Annotated in this window: 16 protein-coding genes; all 16 read right to left on the bottom strand. The window is 56.8% G+C overall.

Annotation, left to right across the window (positions count from 1 at the left end):
• Positions 1-52: 52 nt before the first annotated feature.
• Complete coding sequence (gene dnaE / locus R0J87_RS01450; RefSeq protein ID WP_498883855.1) at positions 53-3,556, bottom strand: DNA polymerase III subunit alpha; 3,504 nt, start codon at positions 3,554-3,556, stop codon at positions 53-55.
• A gap of 40 nt (positions 3,557-3,596) precedes the next feature.
• Positions 3,597-4,214 carry a ribonuclease HII gene (gene rnhB, locus R0J87_RS01445; protein ID WP_498883853.1) on the bottom strand — a complete coding sequence of 206 codons (618 nt, stop codon included), beginning with the start codon at positions 4,212-4,214 and terminating at the stop codon, positions 3,597-3,599.
• Positions 4,204-5,379, bottom strand: coding sequence for a lipid-A-disaccharide synthase (gene lpxB / locus R0J87_RS01440; protein WP_498883851.1), 1,176 nt, complete (start codon positions 5,377-5,379; stop codon positions 4,204-4,206). Before lpxB ends, rnhB begins: the two co-directional genes overlap by 11 nt.
• A gap of 30 nt (positions 5,380-5,409) precedes the next feature.
• Positions 5,410-6,177: an acyl-ACP--UDP-N-acetylglucosamine O-acyltransferase gene (lpxA, locus tag R0J87_RS01435; RefSeq protein ID WP_404344711.1), complete on the bottom strand. Its 768-nt coding sequence runs from the start codon at positions 6,175-6,177 to the stop codon at positions 5,410-5,412.
• Positions 6,174-6,617, bottom strand: coding sequence for a 3-hydroxyacyl-ACP dehydratase FabZ (gene fabZ / locus R0J87_RS01430; RefSeq protein ID WP_188637558.1), 444 nt, complete (start codon positions 6,615-6,617; stop codon positions 6,174-6,176). Before fabZ ends, lpxA begins: the two co-directional genes overlap by 4 nt.
• 134 nt (positions 6,618-6,751) lie before the next feature.
• Entirely contained in the window at positions 6,752-7,789 is a 1,038-nt protein-coding gene (gene lpxD / locus R0J87_RS01425; protein ID WP_498883848.1) for a UDP-3-O-(3-hydroxymyristoyl)glucosamine N-acyltransferase, read from the bottom strand.
• Positions 7,790-7,840: 51 nt separating this feature from the next.
• The gene (locus R0J87_RS01420; protein WP_498884107.1) at positions 7,841-8,341 is read right to left on the bottom strand and encodes an OmpH/Skp family outer membrane protein; all 501 of its coding nucleotides are present in this window, start codon (positions 8,339-8,341) and stop codon (positions 7,841-7,843) included.
• Between the two features lie 18 nt (positions 8,342-8,359).
• A complete protein-coding gene (gene bamA, locus R0J87_RS01415; RefSeq protein WP_498883846.1) occupies positions 8,360-10,711 on the bottom strand; it encodes an outer membrane protein assembly factor BamA in 2,352 nt (783 codons plus the stop codon).
• Between the two features lie 100 nt (positions 10,712-10,811).
• Entirely contained in the window at positions 10,812-12,170 is a 1,359-nt protein-coding gene (gene rseP / locus R0J87_RS01410; protein WP_498883845.1) for an RIP metalloprotease RseP, read from the bottom strand.
• A gap of 43 nt (positions 12,171-12,213) precedes the next feature.
• Positions 12,214-13,410 (bottom strand): 1-deoxy-D-xylulose-5-phosphate reductoisomerase, encoded by a 1,197-nt coding sequence (gene ispC / locus R0J87_RS01405; RefSeq protein ID WP_498883843.1) that lies wholly within the window; start codon positions 13,408-13,410, stop codon positions 12,214-12,216.
• On the bottom strand, positions 13,407-14,228 hold the full coding sequence (locus tag R0J87_RS01400; protein WP_498883841.1) for a phosphatidate cytidylyltransferase: 822 nt from the start codon (positions 14,226-14,228) through the stop codon (positions 13,407-13,409). Before R0J87_RS01400 ends, ispC begins: the two co-directional genes overlap by 4 nt.
• Entirely contained in the window at positions 14,221-15,006 is a 786-nt protein-coding gene (gene uppS / locus R0J87_RS01395) for a polyprenyl diphosphate synthase (protein ID WP_404344705.1), read from the bottom strand. The genes R0J87_RS01400 and uppS overlap by 8 nt, the downstream gene beginning before the upstream one ends.
• Positions 15,007-15,093: 87 nt before the next feature.
• Positions 15,094-15,651, bottom strand: a complete 558-nt coding sequence (gene frr / locus R0J87_RS01390) for a ribosome recycling factor (RefSeq protein WP_498883839.1) — start codon at positions 15,649-15,651, stop codon at positions 15,094-15,096.
• 4 nt (positions 15,652-15,655) lie between these two features.
• Positions 15,656-16,426 carry a UMP kinase gene (gene pyrH, locus R0J87_RS01385; RefSeq protein ID WP_285263807.1) on the bottom strand — a complete coding sequence of 257 codons (771 nt, stop codon included), beginning with the start codon at positions 16,424-16,426 and terminating at the stop codon, positions 15,656-15,658.
• Positions 16,427-16,548: 122 nt separating this feature from the next.
• A complete protein-coding gene (tsf, locus tag R0J87_RS01380; RefSeq protein ID WP_498883836.1) occupies positions 16,549-17,418 on the bottom strand; it encodes a translation elongation factor Ts in 870 nt (289 codons plus the stop codon).
• 213 nt (positions 17,419-17,631) lie between these two features.
• Positions 17,632-18,381, bottom strand: a complete 750-nt coding sequence (gene rpsB / locus R0J87_RS01375) for a 30S ribosomal protein S2 (protein ID WP_404344704.1) — start codon at positions 18,379-18,381, stop codon at positions 17,632-17,634.
• Positions 18,382-18,427 lie beyond the last annotated feature (46 nt).

The following is an 18,427-nucleotide window of genomic DNA, read 5'->3' as shown; positions in this document are numbered from 1 at the left end:
TCATAGGGTTCGGAAAGAGCACAGGGTTCGGAAAGAGGCTCGCGCTGATCGGTTAACGGTAGCGAAGCTGCACGCCCACTTGGCCCTGCACATCACGCAGAGCCAGCAGCAGGTCATCGCTGGGCGACACCTTCCACTCATCGGCCAACGCTAACCAGGCCACGGCGTCAGGGTGGCGGTATTGAAGGCGGACGGGTAGGCCTGCTTCATCCCGGAAGGGGGTCAGGCTATCTCGTAGGCTCTCTACCAAACGCCCGTTAATCTGCACGGCATCGAGGGCGAGCTCAACGGCTTGGCCGTAGCGTACTCGCGCGGTCACCATAGGCGTGACATCTTTGCCCCGCAGGCGCAGGCCACCGGAGAAATCATCGCTGGAGACTTCGCCCTCTACAATGATGACCTGATCAGATTCAATTTGGCCGCGCAGTTGCTCAAAGAGTTCACCAAACAGCGACGCTTCAATGCGACCGGTACGATCATCCAGGGTGATAAACGCCATGGTATCGCCGCGTTTGGACTTCATAGTGCGCATGGCGACCACGAGGCCAGCGACCCGCTGGGGCTCGCGGGAGGGTTTTAAGTCGCTAATACGTGTGGAGACAAAGCGCTTCAGCTCGCGCTCATACTCATCAATAGGATGTCCGGTGAGGTACAGCCCCAGGGTGTCTTTTTCACCGGATAAGCGTTCACGGTCCGTCCACTCACGCGCATGTAGGTACTCGGCGTAGACATCGCTGGCCTCTTCCTCGTTAGAAAAGGCATCGCCAAACATGTCCAGCATACCCAGGTTCTGGTTGGCGTGATTCTGAGCGGCGGCTTTGAGCGCATCTTCCATCGCCGCAAACAGCACGGCGCGGTTGGGACCCAGGTTATCTAGCGCGCCAGAGCGAATCAGCGCTTCTAGCGTGCGCTTGTTCATCCGCTTCGGGTCAATGCGACGGCAGAAGTCGAACAGATCTTTGTACGGGCCATCAGCTTGTCGCGCTTCCACAATCGCGCCAATCGGCCCCTCACCAACGCCACGGATAGCCCCTAGGCCGTAAACCACGCGGCCTTCCGTATCCACGGTAAACTTGTAGCCACCTACGTTGACGTCGGGCGGTGTCACGGTGAGCTTTAGGTGGCGACACTCTTCAATCAGCGGCACTACCTTGTCCAGGTTATCCATCTCCGTGGACATTACCGCCGCCATAAACGGCCCCGGATAGTGGGCTTTCAGCCAGGCGGTTTGATACGACACCAGTGCGTAGGCCGCAGAGTGCGACTTGTTAAAACCGTAACCGGCAAATTTTTCTACCAGATCGAAGATGTTACCGGCCAGATCTTTATCAATGCCGTTGGCCGCGCAACCTTCCATAAAGCCTGCCCGCTGCTTGGCCATCTCTTCGGGCTTCTTCTTACCCATGGCGCGGCGCAGCATATCGGCCTGCCCCAGGGTATATCCGGCCATCACCTGAGCAATCTGCATGACCTGCTCTTGGTAGAGAATGATGCCGTAGGTGGGCGTTAGCACCGGTTTTAACAGGTCGTGCTGGTAATCCGGGTGTGGATAAGAGACTTCTGCCCGGCCATGCTTACGGTTGATAAAGTCATCTACCATGCCCGACTGCAGCGGGCCAGGGCGGAACAGCGCCACCAGGGCGATCATATCGTCCAGGGAGTCGGGCAGCAGGCGCTTAATAAGCTCCTTCATACCGCGGGATTCCAGCTGGAAAACCGCCGTGGTCTCTGCCCGTTTGAGCATCTCAAAGGTTTTGCCGTCATCCAGCGGGATGGCGTCAATATTGAGCGGCCCTTGGCCGTTCACGTCACGTACCTTGTCCACCATCTCAAGCGCCCAGTCGATGATGGTGAGGGTACGCAGGCCCAAGAAGTCGAATTTGACCAGCCCGGCGTCTTCGATATCGTTTTTATCGAACTGCACCACTAAGCCCGCGCCGTCTTCATCGCACAACAGCGGTGAAAAGTCGGTGAGCTTGGTCGGTGCAATCACCACGCCGCCCGCGTGCTTACCGGTGCCACGGGTCGTACCCTCAAGCTTGAGGGCCATTTCCCAGATCTCTTCGGCCTCTTCGTCGTTGCCAATAAACTCTTTAAGCGCGGGCTCTTGCTCAATGGCCTTGGCCAGCGTCATGCCCACTTCAAAAGGAATTAGCTTCGAGAGCTTGTCGCCCAGCGAATAGGGTTTGCCCTGGGCACGGGCCACATCGCGCACCACCGCCTTCGCGGCCATGGTGCCAAACGTGACGATCTGAGAAACCGCGTTGCGGCCATAGCGGTCGGCTACGTACTCAATAACCTTGTCACGCTTCTCCATGCAGAAATCGACGTCAAAGTCGGGCATGGAGACACGTTCGGGGTTAAGAAAGCGCTCAAACAGCAGGTCGTAGCCAATAGGGTCTAGATCGGTAATTTTTTGCGCGTAGGCCACCAAAGAGCCTGCACCGGAGCCACGCCCCGGGCCCACCGGCACGTTGTTATCCTTGGCCCACTGGATAAAGTCCATCACGATCAAGAAGTAGCCAGGAAAGCCCATCTGGATAATAACGTTCAGCTCGAACTCCAACCGGTCGCGGTAGCGCTGGTCAATCTCGCGGAACGCTTCGCTATCGCGCGGATACTGCTCGGCGGGGAACAGAAAGTCGAGCCGCTCGGTGAGGCCATCATGGGAGACCTTGCGGAAGAATTCATCCTGGGTCATGCCTTCAGGGATACCGAACTCTGGCAGGAAGATCTCTCCCAGGCGCACATTAACGCTGCAACGCTCGGCAATCATCACGCTATTTTCTAGCGCCTCGGGGATATCGGCAAATAGTGCCGCCATCTCCTCCGGGCTTTTCAGGTACTGCTCTTCGGTGTAGCGGCGCTCGCGGCGGGGGTCATCTAGTGCCTTGCCTTCACCGATGGATACGCGTGTTTCGTGGGCCCAGAAGTCTTCCCGCTCCAGAAAGCGCACGTCGTTAGTGGCGACAACCGGCGTGTTCGTCTCGATAGCCAGTTGAACGCTGGCATGCACACAGTCCTCTTCCAGCGGGCGACCGGTGCGAATCAGCTCTAAATAGAAGCGGTCGGGAAAGGCCTGCTGCCACTCTTCTAGCAGTAGCCGTGCTTCCCGCTCATGCTCGGAGAGCAAGTGGCGGCCAATCTCGCCCTCTCGACCACCCGACAGCGCGATGAGCCCTTCGCTTTGTGCCAGCACCCACTGTTTATCAAGAATCGCCCGCCCCTGGCGCTGGCCGTCAGTCCACCCTTTGGAGATCAGCTCGGTGAGATTGCGGTAACCCACATCGTTCATCGCCAGCAGCGTAATACGGTAAGGGTGCGCCTCATCGTGAGGGTTCGAGAGCCATAAATCGCTGCCGATGATGGGTTTGAGCCCTGCGCCCTGGGCGGCTTTGTAGAACTTTACTAAACCAAACAGGTTCGTCTCGTCGGTGAGCGCCAGCGCCGGCATCCCGCGCTCAGCGGTCGTACTGACCAGCGACTTGAGCTTAACCAAGCCATCGACCAGGGAGTATTCACTGTGCAAACGAAGATGAACGAACGGAACCGTCATGAGACTCTCAGCATAAAACGCTAGATAAATAGAAAAAAGCTTACAGCAGCGCTAGCTGGCGCTGAACCGGAGCAAAGCTTTTACGGTGCTCGGCCAACGGGCCGTGGGCTTGCAGGGCCGCTAGGTGCTCTTTCGTCGGATAGCCCTTGTGGCGGGCAAAGCCATACTCAGGATAGCGCAGATCCAGCGCCACCATCTGTGCGTCACGCACGACTTTCGCCAAAATAGACGCGGCGGCAATAGCCGGATGACGAGCATCCCCCTTCACCACCGCTTGGCCCGGCAGCGCGTGTCCCGGTAGCCGGTTGCCATCGACCAGCAGATACTCCGCCTGGGGCGCTAACGCATCCACTGCGCGGCGCATGGCCAGATGTGTCGCGTGATAGATATTGAGCGAGTCGACCTCTTCTGCGCTGGCCTCTGCCACTGCAAAGGCCAGCGCATGCTCACGAATCTGCACATCCAGCGCTTCGCGCCTGCGGGCAGTAAGCTTTTTAGAGTCTGTTAAGCCGTCAATGGGGGCTTTAGGATCAAGAATCACGGCGGCAGCGACCACGCTGCCCACCAGCGGCCCCCGGCCGACTTCGTCAACGCCTGCCAGGAAGTCCCCCGTGTACTCCACCACCAGCGGTGGAAAATCACTCGGCTTAAGCGCCATCGGCTGTCGCCTCCAGCGGTTCGCCTGCTACCAAGGACGTAATGGCCTGCGCGGCGCGCTCACTTGCCGAGCGCTGTAGGTTCGCATGCATCGCGGCAAAGCGCGCTTCCAGACCGTGGCGTATATCGTCATTACTCAATAGCTGGCTTATCTGCTCGGCTATTGCTTCTGGGGTGGCTGCGTGCTGAATCAGCTCGGGCACCACGCTCTCCTGGGCAATCAGGTTAGGCAGCGAGATCCACTGTGTTTTGACCAGCCGCTTGGCGAGCCAGTGGGTGGCAGGGGCCATCTTATACGCGACAAGCATGCCGCGATGGCACAGCATGGCCTCTAACGCCGCCGTGCCAGAGGTCAGCAGTACCGCGTCGCTGGCCACCATCGCCTCGCGGGCTTGCCCCTCCAACAGCGTTACCTGCTGGGTTAATGCGGGGTAATTGGCCAGCAGCTGGCTTAGCTCGGTATGACGCTGCGCGGTCGCCGCTGGAATGACTACCTGCAAGCTTGGATGGCGCTGGCAGAGCAGCGTGACCGCGGCTAGAAACGTAGCGCCCATAAAGCGAATTTCATTGCCACGGGAACCCGGCAGCAGTGCTAACACCGGCGTATCTGGTGCTAAACCTAGCGCCTGTCGAGCACTGTCACGATCATTCTCTAGGGGCAATTCATCGGCTAGCGGATGGCCAACAAAGGACACCGGCACCTGATGGCGATGGTAAAAATCGGCTTCAAACGGCAGCAGTGTGAGCATGAGATCCACGGCCTTGGCGATTTTTTTCACTCGCCCCTGGCGCCACGCCCATACCGACGGGCTAACGTAATGTGCCGTTTTCAGTCCTGCTTCCCGCAGCTGCTTTTCCAGCCCAATATTGAAGTCGGGAGCATCGATACCGATCATGATATCCGGCTGCCAAGCCAAAGCTTCCTCACGCAGAGTACGACGCACGCGCAGCAGCTCAGGAAGGTGCTTAAGCACCTCCACCAGCCCCATCACCGAGAGGGTTTCCAGCGGGAAGCGGCTTTCAAGGCCCTGCGCTTCCATACGCGGGCCACCCATGCCGCGAAACTCCACCGTAGGATGACGGGCACGCAGCTCGCGCATTAAGCCAGCGCCTAAGATATCGCCAGAGAGCTCGCCTGCCACAAGATATACACGCTGCAATGTCATAGTGACGGGAAAACCAATTAGGTGTGAGTATTAACGCACAATGCCGCGTGTCGAGCGCTCAATAGAGTCAGCAAACAGAGTGACTTCAGGGATGTCAAAGCGGCTACGCATATCGCTGATGGCTTGCTCAACCGTTAACCCTTGGCGGTACACCAGCTTGTAAGCAGCGGTAAGTCCGGCAATGGCTTCGCGGCTAAACCCACGACGCTTTAGACCGACCAAGTTAAGTCCACGGGCTTCAGCGGGGTTGCCGTTGATCATGACAAAAGCGGGGGTATCTTTGGTGATAATCGAACCACCGCCTGCCATGGCATGGTCGCCAAAGTGACAGAACTGATGCACCGCTGCCAGGCCGCCCAAAATAGCGTGGTCGCCCAGGGTCACGTGCCCGGCCAAGGTCACTTGGTTGGCGAGAATACAGTCATTGCCTATCACGCAGTCATGCCCTACATGTACGTAGGCCATAAACAGGTTGCGTGAGCCAATGGTGGTTTCGCTACGATCTTGGACGGTACCGCGATGCAGGGTCACCCCTTCACGAATCACGTTATCGTCGCCCATCACTAGACGCGTTGGCTCGCCTGCGTATTTTTTATCCTGGCAATCTTCACCCACGGAGGCAAACTGGAAGATGCGCGTACGCTCACCCAGCACCGTGGGGCCTTTCACCACCACGTGGGGACCAATGATAGAGCCAGCGCCAATCGTGACGTCTGGCCCAATCACGCTAAACGGGCCGACCTCAACGTCGTCAGCAAGCTGAGCCGACGGGTCAACCAGTGCAGTAGGATGTATCAAGCCACCTTCCTCTCAGCACAAATGATTTCTGCCTCACACGCCAGCTCACCGTCTACCGTGGCGCGACAGGCGAATTTCCAAATACCGCGCTTGCCACGAATAACGTTCGCTTCAAGCGTGAGCTTATCGCCGGGCATCACAGGACGCTTAAAGCGCACGTTGTCACTACCTACAAGATAATAGACGTAGCCATCAGCTGGCAGTTTATTGACGGTTTTAAAGCCTAGAATACCGCACACCTGCGCCAACGCTTCCACTACCAGAACACCCGGCATAATGGGGTGATGAGGAAAATGGCCGTTAAAGAAAGGCTCGTTGATGCTCACGTTTTTGTACGCAACGATGGATTCGCCCACGGTTAACTGCGTGACTCGATCCACCAGCAAAAACGGGTAGCGGTGGGGCAAGTATTCGCGAATTTCGTTGATATCCATAACCATCGTAACGACCTCTAAAATGACAAAAGGCCTGAGCAGTATCAGGCACGCACCAGTAATCCTACTGGTAAAAAGGCAGTGGATTATAACCTGCTGCTATTCAGCCTCAAGCCACTCCCCTGGAAATCCTTCTTTCTTTACGATTCTCGTTGGCTTTTTTCCATTCGGGCCAGCCGCTTGGCAATATCATCAAGCTGCTTAAAGCGCACCGCGTTCTTGCGCCATTGCGTGTTGCTCATGGCACCGGTACCCGAGGAGTAAACCCCCGGTTCGTGAATAGAATTAGTCACTAAGCTCATGCCCGTCACTTGAACTCCATCACAGATGGTCAGGTGGCCTGACAGGCCCACGCCGCCGCCCAGCATGCAGTGTTTGCCTACCTTGGTCGACCCGGCAATCCCCACACAGCCCGCCAAGGCGCTGTGGTCGCCAATCGTCACGTTATGGGCAATCTGTACTTGGCTATCGATTTTGACATCGTTGCCAATCACTGTATCCCCCAGCGCGCCACGGTCAATGCTGGAGCAGCTGCCCACTTCCACATCGTCGCCAAGCACGACGCCGCCAAGCTGGGCAATTTTGTGCCAGCCTGCGCCGTCGTGGGCAAACCCAAAGCCGTCACCGCCAATCACACAGCCGCTTTGCAGAATACCGCGCTTACCCACCACGACTCCGTGGCATACCGTCACATTGGCATGCAGGCGCGTATCATCACCAATGAGACAATCCGCACCGATCACGCTGCCTGCTCCCACTACCACGCGGTCTCCCAACACCACGCCTGCTTCAATCACCGCATTGGCTTGCACCGAGACGCCTTCACCCAGCTTAACGCTGTCTGCTACCACGGCAGTAGGGTGCACGCCTGCCACGTCACGGGCGGGCAGTGGGTCAAACAGCTGCGATAGTTTGGCATACCCCAAATAGGGGTTATCCATTTCCAAGCGGGGCACCGGGCAGTTTTTACCGTGCTCAGGATGCAGCAACACAGCGGCTGCCTGGGTATTGGCAAGGTCTTTTAAGTACGCACGATTGGCCAAAAAAGCGATTTGGTCTGACGTTGCTTCCTTGAGCGTTGCCAGACCACGAATGGGGCGGTCGGCGTCGCCTTCGAAATCAACGTTCAGATGACGTGCGATATCCGCAAGGGTGAGGTAGTGAGAAGCGTGCGTCATGGGAGCCCAAGGAAGCAGTGGTGCGGCTAAGCCGCACCATCAGTCGTTAAATTAGTTCAGCGAATCAAAAATCTGGGTGACTTCGTTCGTCACATTGGGCAAATCCGTGGAGGAGTGCAATACGCCCTGCGGTTCCACGAGTACGTCAATGTTGTGACGCTCGAGCACCTGCTCAACCGCCTGCTCAAGTTTAGATTCGGCGCTTTCGAGGAACTGCTGCTCAGAGGCCTGCTGGGCCTGCAGCACTTCACGACGAAGCTGCTCAAAGCGACCGCCCTTCTGCTGAAGCTCAGCAATCAACGACTCACGCTCTGACTGAGACATGGTCTCGCCCTGCTGCTGTAGGCGGGTTTGCAGCTGCTGTAACTCGCCCCCTAGCGCTTCAGCTTCGCGCTGCTGACTACCGATTTGCCCTTCCAACTGGCTCAGTGAGGATTGGGCCGATTGGGTGTTCATTAGCGCGGCGCGCCAATCCAGCACGGCGACTTCGGCAGCATAGGCAGGTAGGGTCATCGCCCCAAACAGACACACAGCGGCGGTCAGTTTACGCATCATTGTTGTACTCCTAAATTAGAACGTTTGACCCAGCGAGAACTGGAAGAACTGCGTATCGTCACCACTTTCGTCGTTCAGCGGCTCAGCCACACTAAAGGTCAGCGGACCTACCGGCGTCAACCAAGAGAGACCAACGCCTACACTGTAACGCAAGTCGCCAAAGTCGACGCCTGAGCTGCACTGTTGGCGTCCTGCATCCGCTTCGAGCACGTCGTAGCATGAGCTTAAGAAGGTGTTACCTGCATCCACAAACAGCGAGGGTTGAACCGAGCGCTGGTTTTCCACAAACGGCATGGGGAAAAGAATTTCCGCTGTGCCTTCCACGATCACGTTACCACCCAGAGTGCGGTCACGACCGCCTTCGCGGGCAGGCGTTGTACGCTGGCCCAAGGTGTTCGACGTAAAGCCACGCACCGAGCCTAAGCCGCCCGCATAGAAGTTTTCATAGAACGGGTAAGGGTCGTTACTGCCCAGCGTGTCGGCGTAGCCCAGGTTACCGCTAAACTTCATCGCCCAGGTTTCGTCATCGTTAAACGGGAACAGCTGCTGAGCGCGGGCCTGAAGCTTGTAGTACTCCGCATCGCTGCCTGGCACCCCGGTTTCAAGCGAAACGCGCTGGTAGTTACCGGCGGTGGGCATAATGCCGCGGTTCAGGTTGTTACGCGTCCAGCTAGCAGTCAACTTAAGGCTTTGCGCATTCTCGCCCTGATCTTCCACATAGCGACGGATTTCCGAGGCGGTGTCGAAGTAGGTCTTCACCGTGACATCTTCAACGCTGGCACCAAAGTTCAGACGAGACAGCTCGCTGATGGGGTAACCAAAGTTGATACCGGCGCCGTACGCGTCGGTCGAGAAGGTTGAGATATCGGAGTCGGCGTAGTCGGTTTCGCGGTAGAACAGGTTGTACCCGCGAGAGATGCCGTCCAGGGTCCAGTAAGGATCGGTGAAGGCAAAGTTGACGCTGGTAAAGGTATCACTGCGCTGAGCACCGATATTGACGCGGTTACCGGTTCCTAGGAAGTTGTTCTGGGCCAGGCCAACCCCGTAGATGACACCCGCACTTTGTGAGAAGCCGACGCTGGCCGAGACCGAACCAGAGGGCTGCTCTTCCACGTTATAGGTCACATCCAGCAGGCCAGGCTCGCCCGGTACCGGCTGAGTATCGACTTCCACCTGACTGAAGAAACCCAAACGCTCTAGACGCTGGCGGGACTGGGTAATGGACTCCGTCGAAGCAGGTGCGCCTTCCAACTGAATCATTTCCCGGCGCAGCACTTCGTCTTGAGTCGTAGTGTTGCCATAGAATTCGATACGGCGAACATAAGCGCGCTGGCCTGGATTGACGGCAATGACGAGATCAACGGTTTCACCGTCATCCGCCACTTCAGGCACACCCTGAACTTCTGCAAACGCGAAGCCCTCGGCCCCTAGACGCTGGCGCAGCGCTTCGGTGGAGGCATTAACATCACCGCGGGAGAAGATATCACCGCTGTTGATTTCGAGCAGATTGCGGGCTTCGTTTTCGCTGATCTGTAGGTCACCGGCAAAACGAATATCACCAACGCGATACTGACTGCCTTCATCAATGTTGAGGGTGATGAAGATTTCTGATTTCTCAGGCCCAATCGATACCTGAGTAGAAGTAACATCAAAATTGACGTAACCACGGTCTAGATAAAACGAACGCAGCCGCTCGATATCACCGGAAAGCGCTTCACGGGAGTACTCATCCTTGGAGAACCAGCCAAAAATACGCCCCGGACGGTCGTTGAGTTCGAAGACTTCGCGCAGAGTCTCATCGTCGAAGTCCTGGTTGCCGACGATATTGATCTGACGAATTTTGGCCACTTCGCCTTCGTTGATATCAATGTTGACCTGAACGCGACCCTCATCGATCTCTTCTACGTCAACATTGATACCGGCACTGTAGCGCCCCTGGGCTTGATAAACGCCCTCAAGCTCACGCTCGATTTCCTCTAGAGTAGAGAGCTGCAGCACCTGACCTTCCGACAGCCCAGATTCACGCAAACCGTTGCGCAGGTCTTCATCGGAAATCTGGTCGTTGCCTTCAATGTTCAAGCGCGCGATGGTTGGCCGCTCGACCACTTGGATCACCAGCACATCGCCTTCCCGGGCTAACGAGACATCTTCAAACAGTCCAGTGGCGAACAGGTCGCGGGCAGCAGCGGCTAGCTGCTGCTCGTCGACGCGGTCATTAGCGCTAACGGGGAACGCATTAAAGACCGAGGCGGCAGATACCCGCTGCAGTCCTTCCACACGAATGTCTGAAACATCAAAAGATTGTGCTTGGGCGCCGCTGGCGCCTACCAGCAAGAGTGCCGCCATTCCAAGGGTCTTGATTTTCATGCAGTCAGTTCGCTCGCGTTGGTCTGCCCGTCGGTTAAGACAGGCACCATATACATTTGTGCAGGCAGATGACAAGGCATCCTGCGCGCTACACGCGTTATTACCACAGGCGCATCAAATCGAAATAGAGCGCCATCAGCATCAGGGTGCCGACCATGGCAATCCCGATGCGCAGCCCTATCGCTTGCGTTTTCTCAGATACTGGCCGCCCACGTAAGACCTCGACAAAATAATAAAGCAGATGTCCGCCGTCGAGCACCGGGATGGGCAGCAAATTCAGCACCCCTAGACTAATCGAAAGATACGCTAGAAAGCCCACAAAGGCTTCTACCCCAGCACGTGCCGAATCACCCGAAATTTGCGCAATGGTAATCGGCCCAGACAGATTAGAGGGCGAAATTAATCCCACCAACATCTTACGAATAGCATCCACTGTCAGCAGTACCATCTCTCCGGTACGCGACAGCGCTTGGCCTACGGCCTCAATCGGTCCGTAGCGAATTTCGCGCTGTAATGACTCAGGCCAGCTAAACGGCTGTGCACCGGCACCAATGTACCCAACCTCGTCACCACTCTCCAGCGTATTACGCCCTGGGGTGAGCGAAAGGGTGTCTTCTTCACCATTGCGCTGGTAGCCAACGGTCAGCGTCTCACCGGCACTCTCACGAATAACCGCGACGAACTGCATCCAGTCATTAATGGGCTCGCCGTTGAGGGAGATAATCTGGTCACCTGTTTCAAGCCCGGCTTCCGCTGCGGCCTGCCCTGCCACCACTTGGCCCAGAATGGCGGGCACATCGGGTCGCCAAGGTGAGAAGCCAAGGCTTTGCAGCGGCTGTGGTGGATCCTGGCGAACCATGTAGTCGTTAAGCGGAAGCTGGTAACTGCGCGCGGCGCTAGCGCCTTCCGGCACTGCCTCAATGGTTAAATCACCGCTAAAGCCAATCATGGAGACCAGTTTTAGATTGATCTCTTCCCAGGAGCGCATCGCATCACCCTGGATAGCGGTAATCTCGCTGCCCTGCTCAAGCCGCGCTTCTGCTGCGGGCGAGTTGGGAGTAATGTCGCCTACCAGCGGCGCTACCGTGGTCGTACCCGCCACAAACAGCGCCCAGTAAGCCACAATAGCCAGCAAGAAATTGGCGATGGGGCCAGCCGCTACGATGGCAATACGCTGCCACACGGTCTTGCGATTAAACGCTTGGTCTAGCTGCTCTTCTGGCACGGGCGCTTCGCGCTCATCGAGCATTTTGACGTAGCCGCCCAACGGAATGGCCGCTACTGCAAACTCAGTGCCGTGACGATCCACCGTCGACCATAGCGGCTTACCGAATCCGACGGAAAAACGCAGCACTTTGACGCCGCAGCGACGCGCGACCCAAAAGTGACCAAATTCATGAAACGTCACCAACAGCCCCAGCACGACGATGACGGCTAAAATGTTCTGTATCAGGCCCACTTGTTGCTCCTTTGCACGACGCGCTGCTCAACGATAGCTGAAGCTAAGCGGTTAACTGGCGTATGGTGAGTGCCGCTTGCTCTCGCGACCAGCGGTCTGCAGCAAGCACACGCTCAAGGGAATCAGCCTGCCCGGGATAAGGCATCGCCATGACCTTGGCCACTACCTCTGGAATTGCACCAAAGGTAATATCGCCGGACAAAAAAGCGTCAACGGCAACTTCATTAGCAGCATTCAGCACTGCTGAGGCCGCTCCACCCGCCTGCATCGCTTCACGCGCCAAGCGCAAGCAGGGAAAGCGCGTTTCATCCGGGGCTTCAAAATCGAGTCGTGCGACTTGGAACAAATCAAGCGCTTCAACCCCGGCATCAATTCTTTCAGGCCACGCCAACCCGTAAGCAATCGGTGTCCGCATATCGGGGTTACCCAGCTGGGCGATCACCGAGCCGTCGTCATAGGCCGCCATGGAGTGGATCACGCTTTGCGGGTGCACCACGACCTGAATTTGCTCCGGGGTAGCATCAAACAGCCAGCAGGCTTCAATTAACTCAAGACCTTTGTTCATCAGCGTCGCGCTGTCGACAGAGATCTTGCGCCCCATGGACCAGTTGGGGTGGGCACAGGCCTGCTCAGGCGTAGCGCGAGCAATCTCTTCCGCCGACCAGCCGCGAAACGGCCCGCCCGATGCAGTAAGTAACAGCTGACGCACGCCGTGCATGGCTAACCCACCGCGATGCTCGCTGGGTAGACACTGGTAAATAGCATTATGTTCAGAATCAATCGGCAGAAGCGTCGCGCCGGAGCGCGCCACGGCGTCCATAAACAGTGCCCCGCTCATCACCAGGGCCTCTTTATTGGCCAGCAGTACACGTTTACCTGCCTCAGCCGCTGCCAGTGCAGGCAACAGGCCTGCCGCTCCCACAATAGCGGCCATAACAGCATCGACTTGAGGCGCACGAGCCACGTCACAAAGCGCGTCAGGCCCTGCTGTGGCAACGGTTGCCAGCCCTGCATCGCTAAGCGCCTGCTGTAACCACTGCGCATCCGCTTCGCTATCCAACACGGCAAATTGCGGGCAATGCGTGCGGCACTGTTCCAACAGCGCTTCTTTAGAGGTGTGTGCCGTCAGGGCATAAACGCGATAGCGTTCGGGGTGGCGGGCAATCACATCCAAAGTGCTTTTGCCAATGGAGCCGGTCGCGCCCAGCACGGTGACATACTGAACCGTGGGCTGACTCATAGCGCATTCACCTGTAGATGCAGCACCTGCAGATAAAACAGGGCAAAGATCGGGATAGCCGCGGTGAGACTGTCGATGCGATCCAGCACGCCGCCATGACCAGGCAGCAGCTGGCTAGAATCTTTGATATTGCGATAGCGCTTCAACATGCTTTCAAACAGGTCGCCCAACACAGAGGTAAGCGTTACTACGGCAGTAATGACCACTAGCGCCACTCCACCCATAGGGCCAAGAGGTTGCCAAACGGCGAATAGCAGGGCCAACAGCGTTGTTGCGGCAAGCCCGCCATACACACCCTCCCAGGATTTACCTGGGCTAACCCGCGGGGCCAGCTTGCGCTTACCCCAGCGGCGTCCGGCAAAGTAGGCGCCAATGTCAGCGGTCCATACCAGCAGCAGCACAAACAGAAGCCACACTGCACCGCTCTCACGCAGAACGTTAAAACCTACCCAGCATGGCAATAGCACCCAAATACCCATGAGCAGGCGGCGAGAGGTGGCTTGCCACTGCTGGCTGCTATCTGGGTAGTGCGTTACCCAGTAGAGATTCAACAGCCAGCCAGCGGCGGCCAGCCACAGCGGCCACACGGCAAAGGCAGCACCGCTTAACCACAGCAGCGCCATCAGCACCGTCATACCGGCCACTAACGCTGAGCGCGTCCGCGTGGCGATGACGCCCGCTAGGTTGGTCCACTCCCAGGTACCCAGCAGCACAATCAGCGCTGTAAACAGCGCAAAGGCACCTCCCTGTAATCCAAACAGACCTAGTAGCGTGACAGGAGCTAACCAGGCTGCGGTCATCATCCGCTGTTTAAGCACCTTGCGCCTCTATTTGTTCGTCGGTCATTCCAAAACGACGACGTCGTAAGCAAAAATCGTCGAGCGCTTTGTCGAAGGCCGCCCCATCAAAATCTGGCCATAGCAAGGGCGAAAAGTGCAGCTCAGCATAGGCTAACTGCCAAAGCATAAAGTTCGAAAGCCGCTGTTCGCCGCTGGTACGGATACACAGGTCCACGGGCGGCACCTGATCGGCCTTCATCGCCACATCGAAACACGCTTCATCAATCGCATCTGGCGCTAACTCACCGGCCGCCACTTGCTCAGCCAGCTGGCGGGCGGCCCTGGCAATGTCCCACTGGCCACCGTAGTTAGCGGCGATCACCAGGTGCATACCGGTATTGTCAGCCGTGAGCGCTTCAGCGCGCTGAATATGCTTTTGAATCGCGTGGGAAAACCCGCGCTGCTCGCCAATAATCGATAGGCGAATATTACGCTCCTTGAGCTTTTTGACTTCGCGCTTAAGCGCCATCAAAAATAGCTCCATCAGCGCATTCACTTCGGCGGCCGGGCGCTTCCAATTTTCACTAGAGAACGCAAACAGGCTCAGGGTCTTAATCTCTCGCTCCGCCGCACGCTCAATGACCGCTCGCACGGTCTCAACACCCGCACGGTGGCCGCGCACGCCGGAAAGGCCGCGTGCCCGCGCCCAGCGGTTGTTACCATCCATAATGATAGCAACATGGGACGGCAATGCTTCCTCGGATCGAGAAAGCATCGTGCCGCCCGGCTGCTCTTGGGGAAGCTGCGGAGACGTCATGGGTTCTCGCACCAAAGATCAGTCATAAGTAAGCCAAGCGATGGCCCACGGGCAGCGTCACTGCCCGTGGTTAAGTGAACGCAGGTGTTATACCTGCATGAGATCCTGTTCTTTTGCGGCAAGTGCCTTATCGATCTCAGCAATATACTTATCGGTCAGCTTCTGGATCTCATCTTCACCCTGGCGCTGATCGTCTTCGGTAATGTCTTTATCCTTGAGCAAGGATTTGAAATCACCATTAGCATCACGACGAACATTGCGCACGGCTACGCGGGCGTTTTCGGCTTCGCTACGCGCCTGCTTAATGTAACCTTTGCGCGTTTCTTCGGTCAGCATCGGCATCGGTACACGAATCACATTGCCTGCGCTTGAGGGGTTGAGGCCCAAGTCAGAGGTCATGATCGCTTTTTCGATCTTGGCCACCATGGTCTGCTCCCAAGGGGCCACCGCCAGGGTACGGGCGTCTTCAACGTTGACAGAAGCCACTTGGTTCAGCGGCACTTGGCCACCGTAATACTCAACGGTCACTGCATCCAGGATGCTGGGGTGAGCACGACCCGTGCGGATCTTGTTGAAGTTGCTGTGCAGCGCCTCAACGCTCTTCTTCATGCGAGACTCTGCATCTTTCTTGATGTCGTTGATCACGTTGTTACCCTCTGTCTATCAGTGTGCCTTCCTTGCCTCCAACCACGAGGTTAAGCAGGGCACCAGGCTTGTTCATATCGAATACCCGCACCGGCATATTATGGTCACGTACCAGGCAGATTGCGGTCAAATCCATTACGCCCAGCTTCTGGTCTAGAGCGTCGTCATAGGAGAGCTGGTCGTATTTCACGGCGTCGGGATGCTTCACCGGGTCCTTATTGTACACGCCGTCCACCTTGGTGGCCTTGATGACAACGTCTACGTCCACTTCAATGCCGCGCAAACAGGCAGCAGAGTCAGTGGTGAAGAAGGGGTTACCGGTGCCCGCAGAGAACAGCACCACGTCGCCAGACGTTAAATAGCGGATGGCAGTGCGGCGGTCATAGTGTTCCACCACACCGCTCATGGGAATCGCTGACATCACCCGTGAGCGAATATTAGAGCGCTCCAGGGCATCACGCATGGCGAGGGCATTCATTACCGTTGCCAGCATTCCCATGTGGTCACCCGTAACACGATCCATGCCGGCTTCGTTCAACGCCGCACCACGGAACAGGTTACCACCACCAATCACAATACCTACCTGTACGCCAATACCGACCAGTTGGCCGATCTCGAGCGCCATGCGATCCAGCACTTTCGGATCAATACCAAAATCGTGCTCACCCATCAGCGCTTCGCCCGATAGCTTCAGCAAAATACGTTTGTATTTCGACTTCGACTTATCGATTTTGGGGGCAGCAGTAGGGGTAGGCTCTTGAATATCACGTGACATGGCATCTCTCCTGAGGCAGACCTGGGCACAGGTGGGCGAGCTAGCGCCTGTATTTCACAGGGGCCGGATACACGAAGGCGTGCGCTCGCGCGCACGCCATCTTATTGCTAGAACCTCTGACCTTAGCGACGGCCAGCCTGTTCCATGACTTCTTTAGCAAAGTCGACTTCTTCTTTCTCGATGCCTTCGCCCACTTCAAAGCGAGTGAAGCTAACCACTTCACCACCGGCTGCTTTGACGAACTCAGCAACGGATTGGTTCGGGTCTTTAACGAACGGCTGTTCGGTCAGGCTGTTCTCAGCCAGGTACTTCTTCAGACGGCCTTGAACCATCTTCTCAGCGATCTGCTCAGGCTTACCGGCCATGTCCGGCTGGGCCAGAATGATCGCTTTCTCTTGGTCCAACTGCTCTTGCGGCATCTCTTCAGGATGCGCAACCGCCGGATTGATCGCTGCTACGTGCATGGCAACGTCTTTGGCTGCTTCGCTGGTGCCGCCTTTCAGAACGGTCAGAACGCCAATGCGGCCGCCGTGAACGTATTCGCCCACCAGACCACCTTCAGCAGCATTCACGACAACGGCACGACGCACACCGATGTTTTCGCCGATCTTCTGAACCAGCTGCTCACGAGCGGACTCAAGGTCACCCGCCATTACGGCGGCAACGTCTTCGGTCTTCGCTGCGAAGAACGCATCAGCGATCTTGTTAGAGAAGTCGATGAAGTTAGCGTCACGAGCAACGAAATCGGTTTCAGAGTTGATTTCGACCATAACACCGTAGCTGCCATCTTCTGCTACGCGAGTAACCACCGCGCCTTCTGCAGCGGTACGGTCCGCTTTCTTCGCGGCTTTAAGACCAGAGCTTTTACGCAGGTTTTCGATCGCGACTTCGATATCACCGTCGGCTTCGGTGAGTGCTTTTTTACACTCCATCATGCCAAGACCGGTACGTTCGCGCAGTTCCTTAACCTGAGAGGCGCTGATAGCTGCCATGAGATTTCACCTCGGAAATGGTTTTCACTGAGAGTTAACGCGCTACAGAGTATAAGCACGATAGATGACCGTTGCGTATCACTGTGCAGAGCGCTAGCCGGTATTGATCCGGCATGTTCGGCCCGCCTGGGCGAACCCAAAGCGGGAAAAAGGGGGCGTAAGGCCCCCTCTTAACACGATGCGGCTCAACCTGCCCGCCGCACCACTGCAGCCTTACTCGGCAGCAGCGTTAGTGTCGGCAGAAGCGGCTTCTTCAGTCACTTCGACGAACTCGTCCGGACGACCTTCTTTCGCGCGACCACACGCGTCGGCAATCGCCTTCACGTAGATCTGGATAGCGCGGATGGAGTCATCGTTACCCGGGATCACGTAATCAACGCCATCTGGGTTAGAGTTGGTATCTACCACACCAATGACCGGGATACCCAGCTTGTTGGCTTCGTTGATCGCGATGCGCTCGTGGTCAACGTCGATCACGAACAGTGCGTCCGGCAGGCCGCCCATGTTCTTGATACCGCCGATAGAACGCTCAAGCTTCTCTTGCTCACGCGTAGCCATCAGGACTTCTTTCTTGGTCAGCTTCTCGAAGGTACCGTCTTCACGCATTACTTCCAGATCACGCAGACGCTTGATGGACTGACGAATGGTCTTGAAGTTGGTCAACATGCCGCCCAACCAGCGATGGTTGACGAACGGCTGGTTAACGCGGTTGGCTTCTTCTTTGATGATCTTGCTAGCGCTGCGCTTGGTGCCAACAAACAGAATTTTGTTGTTGGATGCCGCCATCTTCTCGACCACGTCGATCGCTTCGTTCAGCGCCGGCAGGGTGTGTTCGAGGTTGATGATGTGAATCTTGTTGCGCGCGCCGAAGATGAATTTACCCATCTTCGGATTCCAGTACTTGGTTTGGTGACCGAAGTGAGCACCTGCTTTCAGCAGGTCACGCATATTAACGTGAGACATGGTAAAACTCCTGAAACTCGGGTTAGGCCTCCACGCACCCCATGGA

This window comes from Halomonas sp. SIMBA_159, from assembly GCF_046536035.1.
Lineage (GTDB): Bacteria > Pseudomonadota > Gammaproteobacteria > Pseudomonadales > Halomonadaceae > Vreelandella > Vreelandella venusta_A.
The sequence above is the reverse complement of the archived record's forward strand: the minus strand, read 5'-3'. Positions and strand labels throughout refer to the sequence as shown.